The organism is Acinetobacter sp. LoGeW2-3 (assembly GCF_002688565.1).
Taxonomy (GTDB): domain Bacteria; phylum Pseudomonadota; class Gammaproteobacteria; order Pseudomonadales; family Moraxellaceae; genus Acinetobacter.
Genome location: NZ_CP024011.1, coordinates 2,438,161 through 2,451,002, shown reverse-complemented (window position 1 = coordinate 2,451,002; position 12,842 = coordinate 2,438,161). Strand labels below are relative to the sequence as shown.

The window sequence follows — 12,842 nt, the reverse complement described above, 5'->3', positions numbered from 1 at the left end:
AAAAATCTCCCTAAGTCCCTCTTTAATAAAGAGGGACTTTTATCCCTTAAATAGTATTCATCAATAAGGAACTTCTCCCTTTATCAAAGGAAGGTCGGGAAGGATTAAAGATAAATTAATTCTTCAACAACAAATTCGGATCCATGGTCTGAATCATCTGCAAGCGTTGATCCGCATAGATATCGGTATACGGCGCCAAGATACGCATGAAGCGATCGAAATACAGCATTTGCTTGAATAACAATGCGAAGTCACGCGGGAAGCGAATACCGTGACGCTCTCCTACCGCTACCATATCCATCATCACATCATTTAAATCACTTGGATTCGTGCTCAGCAGTTCTTGTGGATCTGCCATAATGACACCACTGAATAAACGTTCTAGATCTGCTGCCAGCACTTTGGTGTCGATTGCAACCGCAGTCATACCCATTTTCAGCATGTTTTCTGCCATCAAATCGTAATTGGTATTTTGGAGCGCATCCATAAAAGCAATACATGCTGTCCAGACTTCTGGCTTGAGCTGACCCACAATACCAAAATCAATAAAACCTACACGACCGTCTTCAAGCAGCATCAGGTTACCGGCATGCAGATCTGCATGGAAGCTTTCACACATCATCAGACTACCGAACCAGGTGTTCATGGCGGTAATCAGCACCTGAGAAGGATCTTTAGCCACCTGTTTCACCACATCAAAATCTGTCAATGAAACACCATATAAGCGTTGCATCGTCAGTACACGACGGGTTGAATACTGATGATAAACTTTTGGCGCTGTTGCTGCACGATTATTTGTGACATTCAAATAATTAACAAAGTCATCCAGATTTTTGGCTTCTTCGATAAAATCAACCTCACGCACCATACGTGTTTTGATCTCTTCTACGATATCTGCCAAAGATGCAAACTTCACTTTTGGCACCGCTTTCTCAAGCAGCTTAGTTGCCCAGTGCAGTACATTCAGATCCGTGTAAAGAATGGTTTCTACACCCGGTTTTTGCACCTTGATGACAACATTTTCACCAGAGACTAACTTTGCTGCGTGAACCTGTGCGATTGATGCCGAAGCGAGTGGCTTTTCCTCAATGGAGGCAAAGATTTCATCCAGATTACGGCCTTCAAACTCGGATGCCAATACTTGTTGTACATAGCTAAAAGGCAAACTTGGTGTCTGGTCTAAACAGCCCTGAAATTCTTCAACAAATTCACGAGGAAATAACGATGGTGTAGAGGCAATAAACTGCCCTAATTTGATATAAGTTGAACCTAAAGATTCAAATGTTTCACGCATCAGTTTGGCATTACTTGGTTTTTCAGTTGCGTACTTGATGCCTGCACGTGCTGCAATGACGGCCGTTTCACCGACACGCGCCACAGAACGCAAACCATCCAGGAAGATATTATTTTTCATAATGTCAGCGTAATTTCAAATTTTCTCGAGTGTAACAAATATTCAGGCCAATCTGTTCTATCTTGCCTGACAAATTGGACAATTCGTATCTTTCTCAAACTTAAGAATACGTTGCTGCATACTATTACCATCCCATAATAACAACTTTTGTCGTAATGGCATTTTGCCCAATCCCAGATAAAGTAAAGCATGGTGCGCTTGCAAGCATGCCATAACATTCGGTGTCGTTGCCAGTACACCAGAATCCGCACAGCGCATAGCTGTATCAGTTTGATCTTCTTGTGGGAACAGGCAGTTATAGCAGGCTGAATCACCTTCGACCATAAACAGTTGGCCTTGCAGACCAATGGCAGATGCACTGATCAGTGGCACATCAAATTGTCGACAAGTTTGATTGACCAGATAACGGGTTTCAAACTGATCACAACCATCTAAAACTAAATCCTGATGCTGAATCAGGGCTTGAGCATTATCTTTAGAAATTGCCTGATTATGATATTCAATTTGCAGATGCGGATTAATCTGTTGCAGACGTTTCGCCAGTGTTTCTGCTTTATAAAAACCAATATCCTGCGGAGTAAAAGCCAGTTGACGCTGCAGATTACTGATCTCAATCGTATCTGGATCAATCAGGGCGATCTTTCCAACACCTGCCCGTGCAAGCAGTTCAGCTAAGGCACAACCAATACCGCCACAACCAATAATACAAACATCGGAATATTTCAATTTTTCCTGAGCTTCAATGTCCCAGCCGTCTAATAAGATTTGACGTGCATAGAGATGCATTTCCGCATCAGTGAGTTCAAATTCAGCGTTTGGAGCGTCTACCACAATACCGTCCGTGTTCATTAAAAGATGAATCAATTATTTCCATTCATCTTATTTCGTTTAAAGCGTAAATAACTTCTATTAAAACCATTCGGCTAGAATAACGTCATAACTAGAAGAAATTTAATTATCTACCAAATTAAGCTCGGAATAAGGCATTCACTGAACTATCAATCAGCCTATATATTTCTTGTAGATCGATATGTTGTTTCTTGAACAGCGAATCAATAAAAGCTTTGGCAATACCGGCACCGAATAACATATCTACCAGAATTTCACTAGAAAGCTTTAATGTTTTCTGTTGCTCAGGAATCCGCTCAACACACGAAATCAAATGATTACGACTGGTCGAAATTCCCATTTCATAAAAAGTATCAGCTAAACCTTCCATACCGAGTTGTCCCACAATCGTGAGACGACATAATTTAATATGTCTTTCTGAAAGCACATGCTTAGCAATCATATATAAACTTTCTTTTAGCTGATCAACTGGATCTTCAGAAACATCCTGAAAAGCATCTTCTGACCAAATATAGGAACAAGTCACCAAAGACTTAAACAGTTCCTGCTTATCAGTAAAATGCACATATAAGGTTTTTTTGGACATGCCTGCAGCTTCAGCAATTTCAGACATGGTCACACTTTCAAAACCTTTTTCCCCAAATAGCTGCTCTGCCACATTTAAAATTTCTGTTCGGCGTTCTTCTGCTGTCATCACCACTGGGCGACCAAGTTTAGACATTGCAACTCCCCCTAACTTAAGAAACTTAAAAATTCATAAAGTGCTGCTTTTTTATATACGAATCTCATTGAATTATGACAGCAACTAAAAATCGTGCAATGCCAAAACTATTCATTATTTATGTACTGATCTGATTATATAGCCTTGGCAGATTTTACCTATATCGCCGATTAGTGTCTCTATTACTGATAAAGAATCTAGACCACTCGAAACTTATTGAATTATTAGTATTAGATATATAACTGTAATTGCATTGTTATTACCTTAGCTATACATCAGCTTCAATGAAGTGGTTGCCACATATATTGATCTTTTCTTGTATAAGTATTTTACTCACTTGAAATCTCTTATTCCTTTTGCATTTCAGCGAACTGCTTTGTTCCCTTAATTTTTACTGCGCTGTAACTGGAACCAGTTTATTTATGGCTTCTGTAGCCTCTCCTCTTATTTGAGTATGGAAATGTACGAGTTCAGTGAGACTTGCTGTATCCAGTTATAAATATGACTAAGCTGCTTAACGTTATCTAAGTTTAACGTTTAACAAGAAGATGGAGCAGCATATGACAGAACAATATTCAGAACATAATGATCGTGAAAAATTATGGGAACTCATTAAAGATGTACGTTTCACCATGATCAGCCATCAAACTGAAACTCAGGAAATTCATTCCCAGCCAATGACCATGCTCAATTCTGAAAAGATGCATGAAAGTCAGAACCTGTATTTCATCATGAAAGATACCAATGATATCATCAAAGCCATCAATGCTGGTCGTCAGCATTTAGGTTTGTCCTTCGCTAAACCATCAGATGATATCTATGTGTCTATCAGTGCACATGGAGAAATCAGTACTGATCGTATCCTGATTGAAGAGTTATGGAATCCTTGGGCAGAAAACTGGTTCGAAGGCAAGGATGATCCAAGTGTACGAATACTTATTGCCAAAGCAGTAAGCGCGGAATACTGGAATGTAACCGATAATAAGGTCACTCACCTGCTGAAAGTTTTAAAAGGCAACATTACTGGCAATCCTGATGAACCAGATGCTGAGCATAATAAAGTGCAATTATAAAAATCAAAGCGACTTTTCTTTGTCATTTAGCCTCTTAAATAAGAGGCTAAATTTTTAGAAAAAATATTCTCAATTCAGTAGAAATCAATAATCACTAAATAAATTTTGAGCTTCTTTAATAAAATGACCACATCCACTCTATGGTTAGGCCTGAATAGTGACCCCAAATAATCAATAAAACTTAGGCTATTTTGCTGCCATGCGAATTGCACCATCCAGACGGATCACTTCACCATTCAGATAAGGATTCTCAAGAATATGGCCGACTAATTTTGCATATTCAGATGGCTTGGCTAAACGTGGCGGGAATGGCACCATTTGTCCAAGAGAGTCCTGTACATTTTGCGGTAAACCTTTAAGCATCGGTGTTTCCATAATGCCTGGAGCGATGGTCATGACACGTATCGCATTCTTGGCAAGTTCACGTGCCAAAGGCAAAGTCATTGCAACCACTGCCCCCTTAGATGCTGAGTAGGCAGCCTGACCGATCTGCCCATCAAATGCAGCTACTGATGCTGTATTGATAATTACACCGCGTTCTTCTTCGCCTTCCTTTAATTCATATTTGGCAATCAACTCTGCAGCATAACGCAGCATGTTAAAGGTTCCCGTAACATTTATATTCAACACACGCTGGAACATTGCCAGATCATGCAAACCTTCACGGCCTAGCACTTTAGCTGACGGCGCAATTCCAGCACAGTTCACTAATCCATTGAGCTGTCCATGCGTTTGTTCCAATGTCTTAAAAAATGCACTGACTGCTGTTTCATCGGTGACATCTAGTTGCTCGAATTGTGCTTGCTCTCCCAGTTCTTGTGCCAGACTCTGTCCGAGTTCCTGATTCATATCCACCATAATTACTTGAGCACCCTGCTCAACCAGATAGCGTGATGTCGCCGCCCCTAATCCAGAAGCTCCACCTGTCACTACAAAGACTTTATTTTGAATATCCATATCTGATCCATGTTATTTTGAATTTTTCTTAGACTAATCTTTGCTCAAATGGGAAGCAAATCGAACTGTGACCGCAGCGGTTTATTTATTAACTAAATCTATTTATTTAGACTTAAAAACGATTATTTATACCTTATTTTATTTAAGTTTTTATTTTTTCAGAACATCTAGTTTTCAAGCTTTATCACCAAAAAAAATGAGACTCTTCGGTCATCCCAATACCTTTGTATTTATCGTTAATTTGGATTATTTTTCACACAATTTGATGCATCTCTTCAGTTGCCCATCCACCTTCCCTACTTAAGGTACTCTTATGTTAAAGATGACTGACGTTCTTGGCCAAAACCTGGTTCAAAACTTCTCTAATGCTTTATTTCATTCTGCAGACCTTCTTTCTGAACAGCTCAATCAAGGGATTCTAAACGCATCTGATTCAGCTTTGAAAGATGCAGTAATTGCTTTCCTTAACCGTATTGATGTTCTTGATGCAGCTGCGGCACTTGAAATCTCAGCTGAACGTATTGAAAGCCTGAAGCAAGGGATTGCACTGAAAGATGAACAGTTCATTGCAGATACATTGAAAGTGGTCACACTCTGTCTGGCTATGGAAACCAATACACTGGATCAGGTGGAAGTTTCTGACTGTCTGCAAGATTACCCTATGTAAAAATATGAATTAAAAAAAAGCGACCTATTTAGGTCGCTTTTTTATTGAAATAGATTTTGAAAATTAATGTGGCCACTGCGCCAAGGTCACACGGTCATTGCCGCCATAATCCTTCACAGTACGTACCTGTTTATAACCAGCCTGAGTAAATAGATGACGAACCGCATCACCCTGATCATAACCATGTTCTAGCACTACCCAACCATTCACAGTCAGGTGTTTTTTAGCTTGAATAATAATCTGTTCTAGATCAGCCAAGCCTTTATTATCTGCCACTAAAGCACGTTCCGGCTCAGTCGCAAGACCCTGCATATGTGCATCAGCTGGATCGATATATGGTGGATTAGAAACAATCACATCAAAGAACTGACGACCTAATGGCTTGAACCATGAACCCAATACAAACTGCACCTGTGACAAGTTATGCTGTTCAGCATTGAACTTCGCTACTTCTAAAGTAGGCTCGTAAATATCAGTTGCAGTGACTGACCACTCTGGACGTTCAGAAGCCAAAGATAAAGCAATCGCACCCGTGCCTGTACCCAAATCTACGACACGGGCATCTTCAGGCAAGTCTAGCTTTAAAACAGTTTCAACCAGTACTTCAGTATCAGGACGTGGCACCAAGGTATCTTTGGTCACTTTCAGATCCAGTGTCCAGAATGGCTGTGATCCTGTCACATAAGCCAATGGCTCACCCGCCGCAATACGCGCTAGACCATCGACATACGCCTGTTCTTGTTCAGACGTTAGTTCCTGATCCTTTTTCATCACCAGATCAAAAGAATCAATCTTGGTAATGTGTTCCAGTAACCAGGCATTTTCCTGGCGTTCATAGCTTTCCGGTTCACCACGTAAAGCCAAGGCTTGTGAAATATTCATTATCCACCATTCTGCTGTGCAAGCATGGCAAGCTGATCGGCCTGATATTCACGATGTAAGCTGTCTAACAGTTCAGTCAGGTCACCTTCCATCACTGCATCTAACTTATATAAAGTCAGGTTAATACGGTGATCGGTCATACGGCCTTGCGGATAGTTATAGGTACGAATACGTTCTGAACGATCACCTGAACCCACCAAGTCACGACGCATTTCAGAAGTTGCGGCATCTGCTGCTGCACGTTTGGCATTTTCCAGACGTGAAACCAAAAGCGCCATCGCTTTAGCTTTGTTCTTATGCTGTGAACGTTCATCCTGACATTCCACCACAGTACCAGTTGGAATATGGGTAATACGTACGGCAGAGTCGGTTTTGTTAATGTGCTGACCACCGGCACCCGACGCACGATAGGTATCAATACGCAGATCCGATGGGTTAATGTCGACTGAAGTATCAACATCGACTTCTGGAAGAATCGCCACCGTACAAGCTGAAGTATGAACACGACCTTGTGATTCAGTTGCAGGTACACGTTGAACACGGTGTGCACCACTTTCGAATTTCAGACGGCCATATACACCTTCACCATTAATCAGGCAAATGACTTCTTTATAACCGCCATGCTCGCCTTCATTTTCAGACAAGATTTCGATACGCCAACCTTGAGACTCCGCATATTTACTGTACATACGGTACAAATCACCTGAGAAGATTGCTGCTTCATCACCGCCCGTTCCAGCACGGATTTCAAGATAAGCCGAGTTAGCATCATTTGGATCTTTTGGAATCATCAGGATGTTCAAATCAGCTTCAAGCTGTTCGATCAGGGATTTATTTTCCTTAATCTCTTCCTGTGCCATTTCTTTAAAGTCTGGATCGCTGAGCATGGCTTGGGCAGTTTCGATATCTTCTTCAGCCTGCCTGTACTTGGTCCATACTTCAGTAATTTCGGTCAGGTCATTATGCTCGCGGGAAAGCTGGCGAAAGCGTTTGTTATCTGAAATGACTTCCGCGTCTGCCAATAAGGCAGTTAATTCTTCGTGACGGTCGGAGAGTTGGTCTAATCGTAAACGTAACGATTCTTTCATTTTTCAAAGTATCTCAAACAAAGGCTATAGCTAAATAAAGGTCTTAGCACAGCGAAATCAAAAATTGCGCCTAGTTTAACGATTCTCAGGCATAAAGAACATCTTTATTCAGTACAAGCCTTCTGTGTTTAAAGCATCTTAATAAGCCGCGCTTTAAAAGCTCAAAATTCAAGCTAACGTCGCTTTTTTAATCAATTTAATCCGCATTCTTTACTTATTTTACAAACTCGCAAATAAAGCATCTAAATATGGAGATATTTCTTCACAATGTAATGGCGATGTTTTGTTACATTTTCTGCCATCGAAACACAACACAATCCGATCACGGATATGGAGTTCCAACATGAAACTGAGCGCAGTTTTATTAAGTACCGCTTTAGCCGCTGGGTCAATGATGACCGTTAATGCTCATGCCGACAGCACTGCTCGTGTTGCTGCAGCAAGTGCGTTAGGTAGTGTGGCTGGTACAGCTTTGGGTAAAAACATGGGGGGCAACACAGGTGCAACAATCGGTGCAGCACTTGGTGGTGCTGGTGGTGCAGCTGTAGCAAGTAACAAGAAAAACCGTACTTCCTCTGCAATTGGTGGTGCTTTAGGTGGTGGTACAGGCTACACCGTAGGTAAAAGCATGGGGGGTTCAAACGGTGGCTACATCGGTTCTGCACTAGGTGCAGCAGGTGGTGCAGCACTAGGTAATAAAATCTCTAAAGATAAAGCTGCTGAAAAACGCTCAAAACACTGGAAAAAACGTTACCGTTAATTCAGTGCGTATAACCTTTAAATCGCATATTACATTTGACTCAAAAGCACCTTCGGGTGCTTTTTTAATTGCCGCTAAATGATGCCAACTTGCTGTAATACGTGAAAATTATTGTTTAGCAATTATGAATAAATTAAGGAGAGAAAAAACACATTTCGTCTACAGACTCTCCATGCTGTTTTGCTCTTGCTAGATTAAATTTAACTCATAGACAAATACAGCCAAATATATAAAAGGTGTACTCATGAACTACAAATCTCTAATGATCGCAGTTGTTGCTACCTCAGCTATGGGTATGGGTATGACAGCAGCGAATGCGGGTAATACAACAAATACTGCTCTTGCTTCTGCTCTCGGTGGCGTAGTGGGTGCTGCTGTAGGTAATAAAGTTGGCGGTACAACTGGCGCAACAATCGGTTCTGCAATCGGTGGTGGTGCAGGTGCAGCAGTTTCTGCAAATAAACGTGACCGTAACGGTGCCATTATCGGTGGTGCATTAGGTGGCGGTGCAGGTTATGCCGTAGGTAAAAATATGGCTGGTAGCAATGGCGGTTTAATTGGTGCAGCATTGGGTTCTGCTGGTGGTTCTGCACTTGGTAAAAAAGTAAGTGAAGACCGTCGTTACGATGACCGTTATGACCGCCGTTATAACTCTTCACGTAACTACCGTTATAACGACTACCGCTACAACAACCGTCGTCGTTAATCGTTAAAAATAAAAGCTAAGTCTCTTTTACAACTCTTCCCTCTTTTTAAGCATCTTCGGATGCTTATTTTTTTGCCTCTACATTTTGTTTACACTTATATCGTTTTTTTTCGATATACAAATCCAGTTGAACGTCGTATGCTCTTAGCCATGTCAAATAAAGAGTAATATTATGCGTACGCTTAACGATACTCAGTTCTCTATTCTTGAACTGGTTCCTGTTCGTGACGATAAAACCATTCAATTCTCCCTACAGCATGCCTTGGAACTGGCACAAACCGCAGAAAAGCTGGGTTATCGCCGCATGTGGTTAGCCGAACATCACAATATGGACGGTATTGCCAGTTCAGCCACCGCTGTCCTACTCGGCTATTTACTGGCAAACACCAAAACTCTGACCTTAGGCTCAGGTGGCATCATGTTACCCAATCATGCACCTTTGGTCGTTGCCGAGCAATTTGGCACTTTAGCAACCTTATATCCGGAACGCGTTGAACTCGGTTTGGGTCGTGCACCGGGTACTGATCAAATGACTATGCGAGCCTTACGTCGTGGCCGTCAGGAAACTGAAGATCAGTTCCCGCAAGATGTACTGGAAATTTTGCAGTATTTTAAAGATCCAATTCCGGGTCAACGTATTGTAGCAACGCCAGGTCAAAGCACTCATGTTCCGGTTTGGCTACTTGGCTCTAGCCTGTTTAGCGCCCAGCTGGCAGCGAAACTCGGTTTGCCATATTCATTTGCATCACATTTTTCGCCGCGTATGCTGGGTCAAGCCATTCAACTTTATCGTGAGAATTTTGAACCGTCTGAATATCTGGACCGTCCTTATGTCTCTATGGGCGTGCCGACCTGTGTCGCAGATACGGATGAAGAAGCACAATATCTAGCAACCAGTGCCTATCAGCGTGTACTGGCACTGATCCGTGGCCAAAGCCTGAAACTGAAAGCCCCGATTGATTCAATGGAAGGTTTATGGTCACCACCTGAAAAAATGTCCGTAGATAATTTCTTTGCGATGGCTCAGGTCGGTTCTAAGAAAACCGTCAAAGCTGGACTGGAAGCACTTCTAGCGAAATATGAAGTAGATGAGTTTATCTTTACCTGTGACATCTATGACACAGATAAGCGCCTACATAACTTTGACCTGCTGATGCAGGCGAAACAAGAAATCTAATTTCTACTTATATAAGTTAAAGAAACCGCTGACTGATAGCGGTTTCTTTTTGGAAAAATAAAATATTGATTCCTTAGCTTTATTTTGCATAATGAATAAAAAATAAACAATTATAAGTTCAGGATAAGAATATGAATCAATACATTAATAAACCTACCCCAGCCTTTGTCGCAGCCAGTTGGGTAGCTTTACTTATTGGGGCTGCTGCGTATGGGATCGGACTGTTTAATGCCAATATGCCGTTGAATGAAAAAGGCTATTATCTGGTGATAATTCTGTATGGATTGTTCGCCGCTGTATCTCTACAAAAAGTTGTACGTGACCGGCTCGAAGGTCTAAAAGTCACAGCAATTTATTATGGTCTGTGTTGGGCTTCAATTGGGATCTGTATCGCCCTGCTATCCATTGGCCTGTTTAATGCTGAACTGCTACTGAGTGAGAAAGGCTTTTATATCATGGCATTTTTACTCAGTTTATTCGGCGCCGTTGCTGTTCAGAAAAATATCCGGGATATGGAATATCTGCGTCAGCATCAGCTTAAAGAAACACTGGTATTGCCTGACAGCATTGATATCCAACAGCATGAGCACAACCCATAAATAGCTTTATAAAGATTATGCTAATTTCAAAAATCTATAACTGAAGTAGATTTTAAAATGTCGAATTATTAATGACTCGGGATTCTATGAAAGCTGCTTTACGCTCCTGCCGATATTGTCTATATCTATCCTAACAGAATAAAAATTAAGCAATTACAGGACATCAACATGGGCGTTAAGCAGGATGCAGGTGCTGGTATTTTTGAAAATCACCCTGAGCACTTTAAACAGTTTAGTGGGACTAAAGTCGATTCTGCCGACCTTAAAGACATGGATTTTCAGGATCAACATGTAGCCGTGATTGGTCTTGACCAGTCTACTGTGAGTCATCTTGACCGGATTTGCCAGCAGGCAGCATCAGTGAAAGTCTTTCAGATCGAACCGCAATTTGTGATGCCCAGTACCAGTCGAACTTTACAACGTGTGGTGAATCATCCACTCATTAGCAAGAATAAAAGTCTGATCAGTAACCGGATTAAAGGACTACTTTCTTTACGCTTTTTGGAACAACAAGTCAAAAATCCCTGGCTAAGACGTCAACTGATGCCCAACCTGGCAGCATCTAATCGTAATTACTTTAAATCGGATAGTTTTTATATTGCCCTGCAACGGGAGAACTGCCAGCTCATTACTTGGCCAATTTTAAAAATTTCTGAGCAAGCAATTCATTGTGTGCATGGTGAAAATTACCAAGTTGACGTGATCATTCAAACCTTTAAGTAAATTTCTATTTATTTTTTTTTGATATTTATTTCAAAAAAAATGCTAAAAAGGAATAATGACTTTAAATTTATTGAATAATTTTTAAACAATTTTGAGAACCTAACACGTTTATAATTTTTCTATGAGGTATTTCGTAGCGAAATAATAGCGATTGATTTTAGCTATCATATTATCGTTATTTTCTATGATTCATTATTTTGATGGATAAATTTTGATAAAAAATGGAGCCAAAACTGGCTTTGACTCCATCAAAAATGCTTTAGCCAATACGACGTTTTAAACCGGTCATTTGCAGGACACGTGTGGAGATTTCTTCAATCGACATCTCGGATACATTTAAGTATTTAATGCCTTCAGAAATGTAAATTCCTTCAATCGCACGCAACTCCATTTGACACTGATTAAAGCTCGCATATCGACTATTTGCTTTGCGTTCAGTACGAATAGCCACAAGGCGGTCAGCATCAATCATCAGGCCGAAAAGCTTGTGTTTATGCGGGCGCAGCACCGCTGGCAGGCGGTTGTCATCCAGATCTTCTTCGGTTAATGGATAGTTCGCAACACGAATTCCAAATTGCAGAGAAAGATAGATTGAAGTCGGTGTTTTACCTGAACGCGATACCCCAATCAGGATCAGATCGGCCTTGTCATAATGACGGGTACGTGCACCATCATCGTTATCTAAAGCAAAATGCACCGCATCAATACGTGCTTTATAGGATTCTGAGTCCGTTACTGCGTGAGTTTGCCCTACCAGCGTCGTCGGCTCAGTGCCTAATTCTTCTGAAAGTTTGCTTATAAGTCCTTCAAATACATCAAGATTTACTGCATTTGCAGTATTGATAATGTCACGCACATATGGGTCCACCAGGGTATCAAAAACCAGTGGTTTCTGCCCTTCTGCCTGGGCACGTGCATTGATCTCTGCTACGACATTGGTCGCAGCTTCTTCGGAGCTTATATAGGGAATGATATGTATATCAAAATCGACATGAGGGAACTGTGCCAAAAGTGAGTGTCCCAGCGTCTCTGCGGTGATCGCAGTACCATCAGAAACAAAGAAAACACTGCGCTTTATCTGTTTACCTTCCGACATTAAAATTCTCCTCAAACATTTGTCTTCGTACTATATAATCTTTATAGTAAACCGATCTTACATGACTGTCGCTTAGTAAAATCATCCACCTAGATGGTTTGCTATATTCTCATGCCAAGATAATGATTAA

Annotated in this window: 14 protein-coding genes; 7 read left to right on the top strand and 7 right to left on the bottom strand. The window is 41.1% G+C overall.

The features are described 5' to 3' along the window. Positions 1–115: 115 nt before the first annotated feature. The 3 genes from BS636_RS11880 to BS636_RS11870 all read right to left on the bottom strand — a co-directional run bounded on the left by BS636_RS11880 (position 116) and on the right by BS636_RS11870 (position 2,984). Entirely contained in the window at positions 116–1,414 is a 1,299-nt protein-coding gene (locus BS636_RS11880; RefSeq protein WP_099338955.1) for an ABC1 kinase family protein, read from the bottom strand. Between the two features lie 57 nt (positions 1,415–1,471). Next, positions 1,472–2,263 (bottom strand): HesA/MoeB/ThiF family protein, encoded by a 792-nt coding sequence (locus BS636_RS11875; protein ID WP_171266088.1) that lies wholly within the window; start codon positions 2,261–2,263, stop codon positions 1,472–1,474. Positions 2,264–2,381: 118 nt separating this feature from the next. Beyond that, positions 2,382–2,984, bottom strand: a complete 603-nt coding sequence (locus BS636_RS11870) for a TetR/AcrR family transcriptional regulator (protein WP_099338954.1) — start codon at positions 2,982–2,984, stop codon at positions 2,382–2,384. A gap of 560 nt (positions 2,985–3,544) precedes the next feature. On the opposite strand from BS636_RS11870, the gene BS636_RS11865 reads away from it, so the two are divergent. Then, positions 3,545–4,057, top strand: coding sequence for a pyridoxamine 5'-phosphate oxidase family protein (locus tag BS636_RS11865; RefSeq protein WP_099339660.1), 513 nt, complete (start codon positions 3,545–3,547; stop codon positions 4,055–4,057). 186 nt (positions 4,058–4,243) lie between these two features. On the opposite strand, the gene BS636_RS11860 is transcribed toward BS636_RS11865, so the two are convergent. After that, positions 4,244–5,014 carry a 3-hydroxyacyl-CoA dehydrogenase gene (locus tag BS636_RS11860; RefSeq protein ID WP_099338953.1) on the bottom strand — a complete coding sequence of 257 codons (771 nt, stop codon included), beginning with the start codon at positions 5,012–5,014 and terminating at the stop codon, positions 4,244–4,246. Positions 5,015–5,327: 313 nt separating this feature from the next. On the opposite strand from BS636_RS11860, the gene BS636_RS11855 reads away from it, so the two are divergent. After that, positions 5,328–5,681 (top strand): hypothetical protein, encoded by a 354-nt coding sequence (locus BS636_RS11855; protein WP_099338952.1) that lies wholly within the window; start codon positions 5,328–5,330, stop codon positions 5,679–5,681. A 63-nt stretch (positions 5,682–5,744) separates the two neighbouring features. Here BS636_RS11855 and prmC read toward each other — a convergent pair whose 3' ends face one another. Beyond that, on the bottom strand, positions 5,745–6,563 hold the full coding sequence (prmC, locus tag BS636_RS11850; protein ID WP_099338951.1) for a peptide chain release factor N(5)-glutamine methyltransferase: 819 nt from the start codon (positions 6,561–6,563) through the stop codon (positions 5,745–5,747). Next, a complete protein-coding gene (gene prfA, locus BS636_RS11845) occupies positions 6,563–7,651 on the bottom strand; it encodes a peptide chain release factor 1 (RefSeq protein ID WP_099338950.1) in 1,089 nt (362 codons plus the stop codon). Before prfA ends, prmC begins: the two co-directional genes overlap by 1 nt. Positions 7,652–7,994: 343 nt before the next feature. On the opposite strand from prfA, the gene BS636_RS11840 reads away from it, so the two are divergent. The 5 genes from BS636_RS11840 to BS636_RS11820 all read left to right on the top strand — a co-directional run bounded on the left by BS636_RS11840 (position 7,995) and on the right by BS636_RS11820 (position 11,616). After that, positions 7,995–8,411 carry a glycine zipper domain-containing protein gene (locus tag BS636_RS11840; protein ID WP_099338949.1) on the top strand — a complete coding sequence of 139 codons (417 nt, stop codon included), beginning with the start codon at positions 7,995–7,997 and terminating at the stop codon, positions 8,409–8,411. Between the two features lie 244 nt (positions 8,412–8,655). Next, positions 8,656–9,117, top strand: a complete 462-nt coding sequence (locus BS636_RS11835) for a hypothetical protein (protein ID WP_099338948.1) — start codon at positions 8,656–8,658, stop codon at positions 9,115–9,117. 172 nt (positions 9,118–9,289) lie between these two features. Next, positions 9,290–10,294, top strand: a complete 1,005-nt coding sequence (locus BS636_RS11830) for an LLM class flavin-dependent oxidoreductase (RefSeq protein WP_099338947.1) — start codon at positions 9,290–9,292, stop codon at positions 10,292–10,294. Between the two features lie 131 nt (positions 10,295–10,425). Continuing rightward, a complete protein-coding gene (gene yiaA / locus BS636_RS11825; RefSeq protein WP_099338946.1) occupies positions 10,426–10,893 on the top strand; it encodes an inner membrane protein YiaA in 468 nt (155 codons plus the stop codon). Positions 10,894–11,061: 168 nt separating this feature from the next. Continuing rightward, positions 11,062–11,616: a flavoprotein gene (locus BS636_RS11820; RefSeq protein WP_099338945.1), complete on the top strand. Its 555-nt coding sequence runs from the start codon at positions 11,062–11,064 to the stop codon at positions 11,614–11,616. 259 nt (positions 11,617–11,875) lie between these two features. Here the strand turns inward: BS636_RS11820 and BS636_RS11815 are convergent, their stop codons facing one another. Then, positions 11,876–12,712 (bottom strand): pyruvate, water dikinase regulatory protein, encoded by an 837-nt coding sequence (locus tag BS636_RS11815; protein WP_099338944.1) that lies wholly within the window; start codon positions 12,710–12,712, stop codon positions 11,876–11,878. Positions 12,713–12,842 lie beyond the last annotated feature (130 nt).

What these genes read in the sequence shown, in the direction of transcription:
- yiaA (WP_099338946.1), top strand. Translation starts at nt 10,426, where the DNA reads ATGAATCAATACATTAATAAACCTACCCCAGCCTTTGTCGCAGCCAGT.
- BS636_RS11855 (WP_099338952.1), top strand. Translation starts at nt 5,328, where the DNA reads ATGTTAAAGATGACTGACGTTCTTGGCCAAAACCTGGTTCAAAACTTC.
- BS636_RS11840 (WP_099338949.1), top strand. Translation starts at nt 7,995, where the DNA reads ATGAAACTGAGCGCAGTTTTATTAAGTACCGCTTTAGCCGCTGGGTCA.
- BS636_RS11870 (WP_099338954.1), bottom strand. Translation starts at nt 2,984, where the DNA reads ATGTCTAAACTTGGTCGCCCAGTGGTGATGACAGCAGAAGAACGCCGA.
- BS636_RS11875 (WP_171266088.1), bottom strand. Translation starts at nt 2,263, where the DNA reads ATGAACACGGACGGTATTGTGGTAGACGCTCCAAACGCTGAATTTGAA.
- prfA (WP_099338950.1), bottom strand. Translation starts at nt 7,651, where the DNA reads ATGAAAGAATCGTTACGTTTACGATTAGACCAACTCTCCGACCGTCAC.
- BS636_RS11865 (WP_099339660.1), top strand. Translation starts at nt 3,545, where the DNA reads ATGACAGAACAATATTCAGAACATAATGATCGTGAAAAATTATGGGAA.
- BS636_RS11860 (WP_099338953.1), bottom strand. Translation starts at nt 5,014, where the DNA reads ATGGATATTCAAAATAAAGTCTTTGTAGTGACAGGTGGAGCTTCTGGA.
- BS636_RS11815 (WP_099338944.1), bottom strand. Translation starts at nt 12,712, where the DNA reads ATGTCGGAAGGTAAACAGATAAAGCGCAGTGTTTTCTTTGTTTCTGAT.
- BS636_RS11830 (WP_099338947.1), top strand. Translation starts at nt 9,290, where the DNA reads ATGCGTACGCTTAACGATACTCAGTTCTCTATTCTTGAACTGGTTCCT.
- BS636_RS11835 (WP_099338948.1), top strand. Translation starts at nt 8,656, where the DNA reads ATGAACTACAAATCTCTAATGATCGCAGTTGTTGCTACCTCAGCTATG.
- prmC (WP_099338951.1), bottom strand. Translation starts at nt 6,563, where the DNA reads ATGAATATTTCACAAGCCTTGGCTTTACGTGGTGAACCGGAAAGCTAT.
- BS636_RS11820 (WP_099338945.1), top strand. Translation starts at nt 11,062, where the DNA reads ATGGGCGTTAAGCAGGATGCAGGTGCTGGTATTTTTGAAAATCACCCT.
- BS636_RS11880 (WP_099338955.1), bottom strand. Translation starts at nt 1,414, where the DNA reads ATGAAAAATAATATCTTCCTGGATGGTTTGCGTTCTGTGGCGCGTGTC.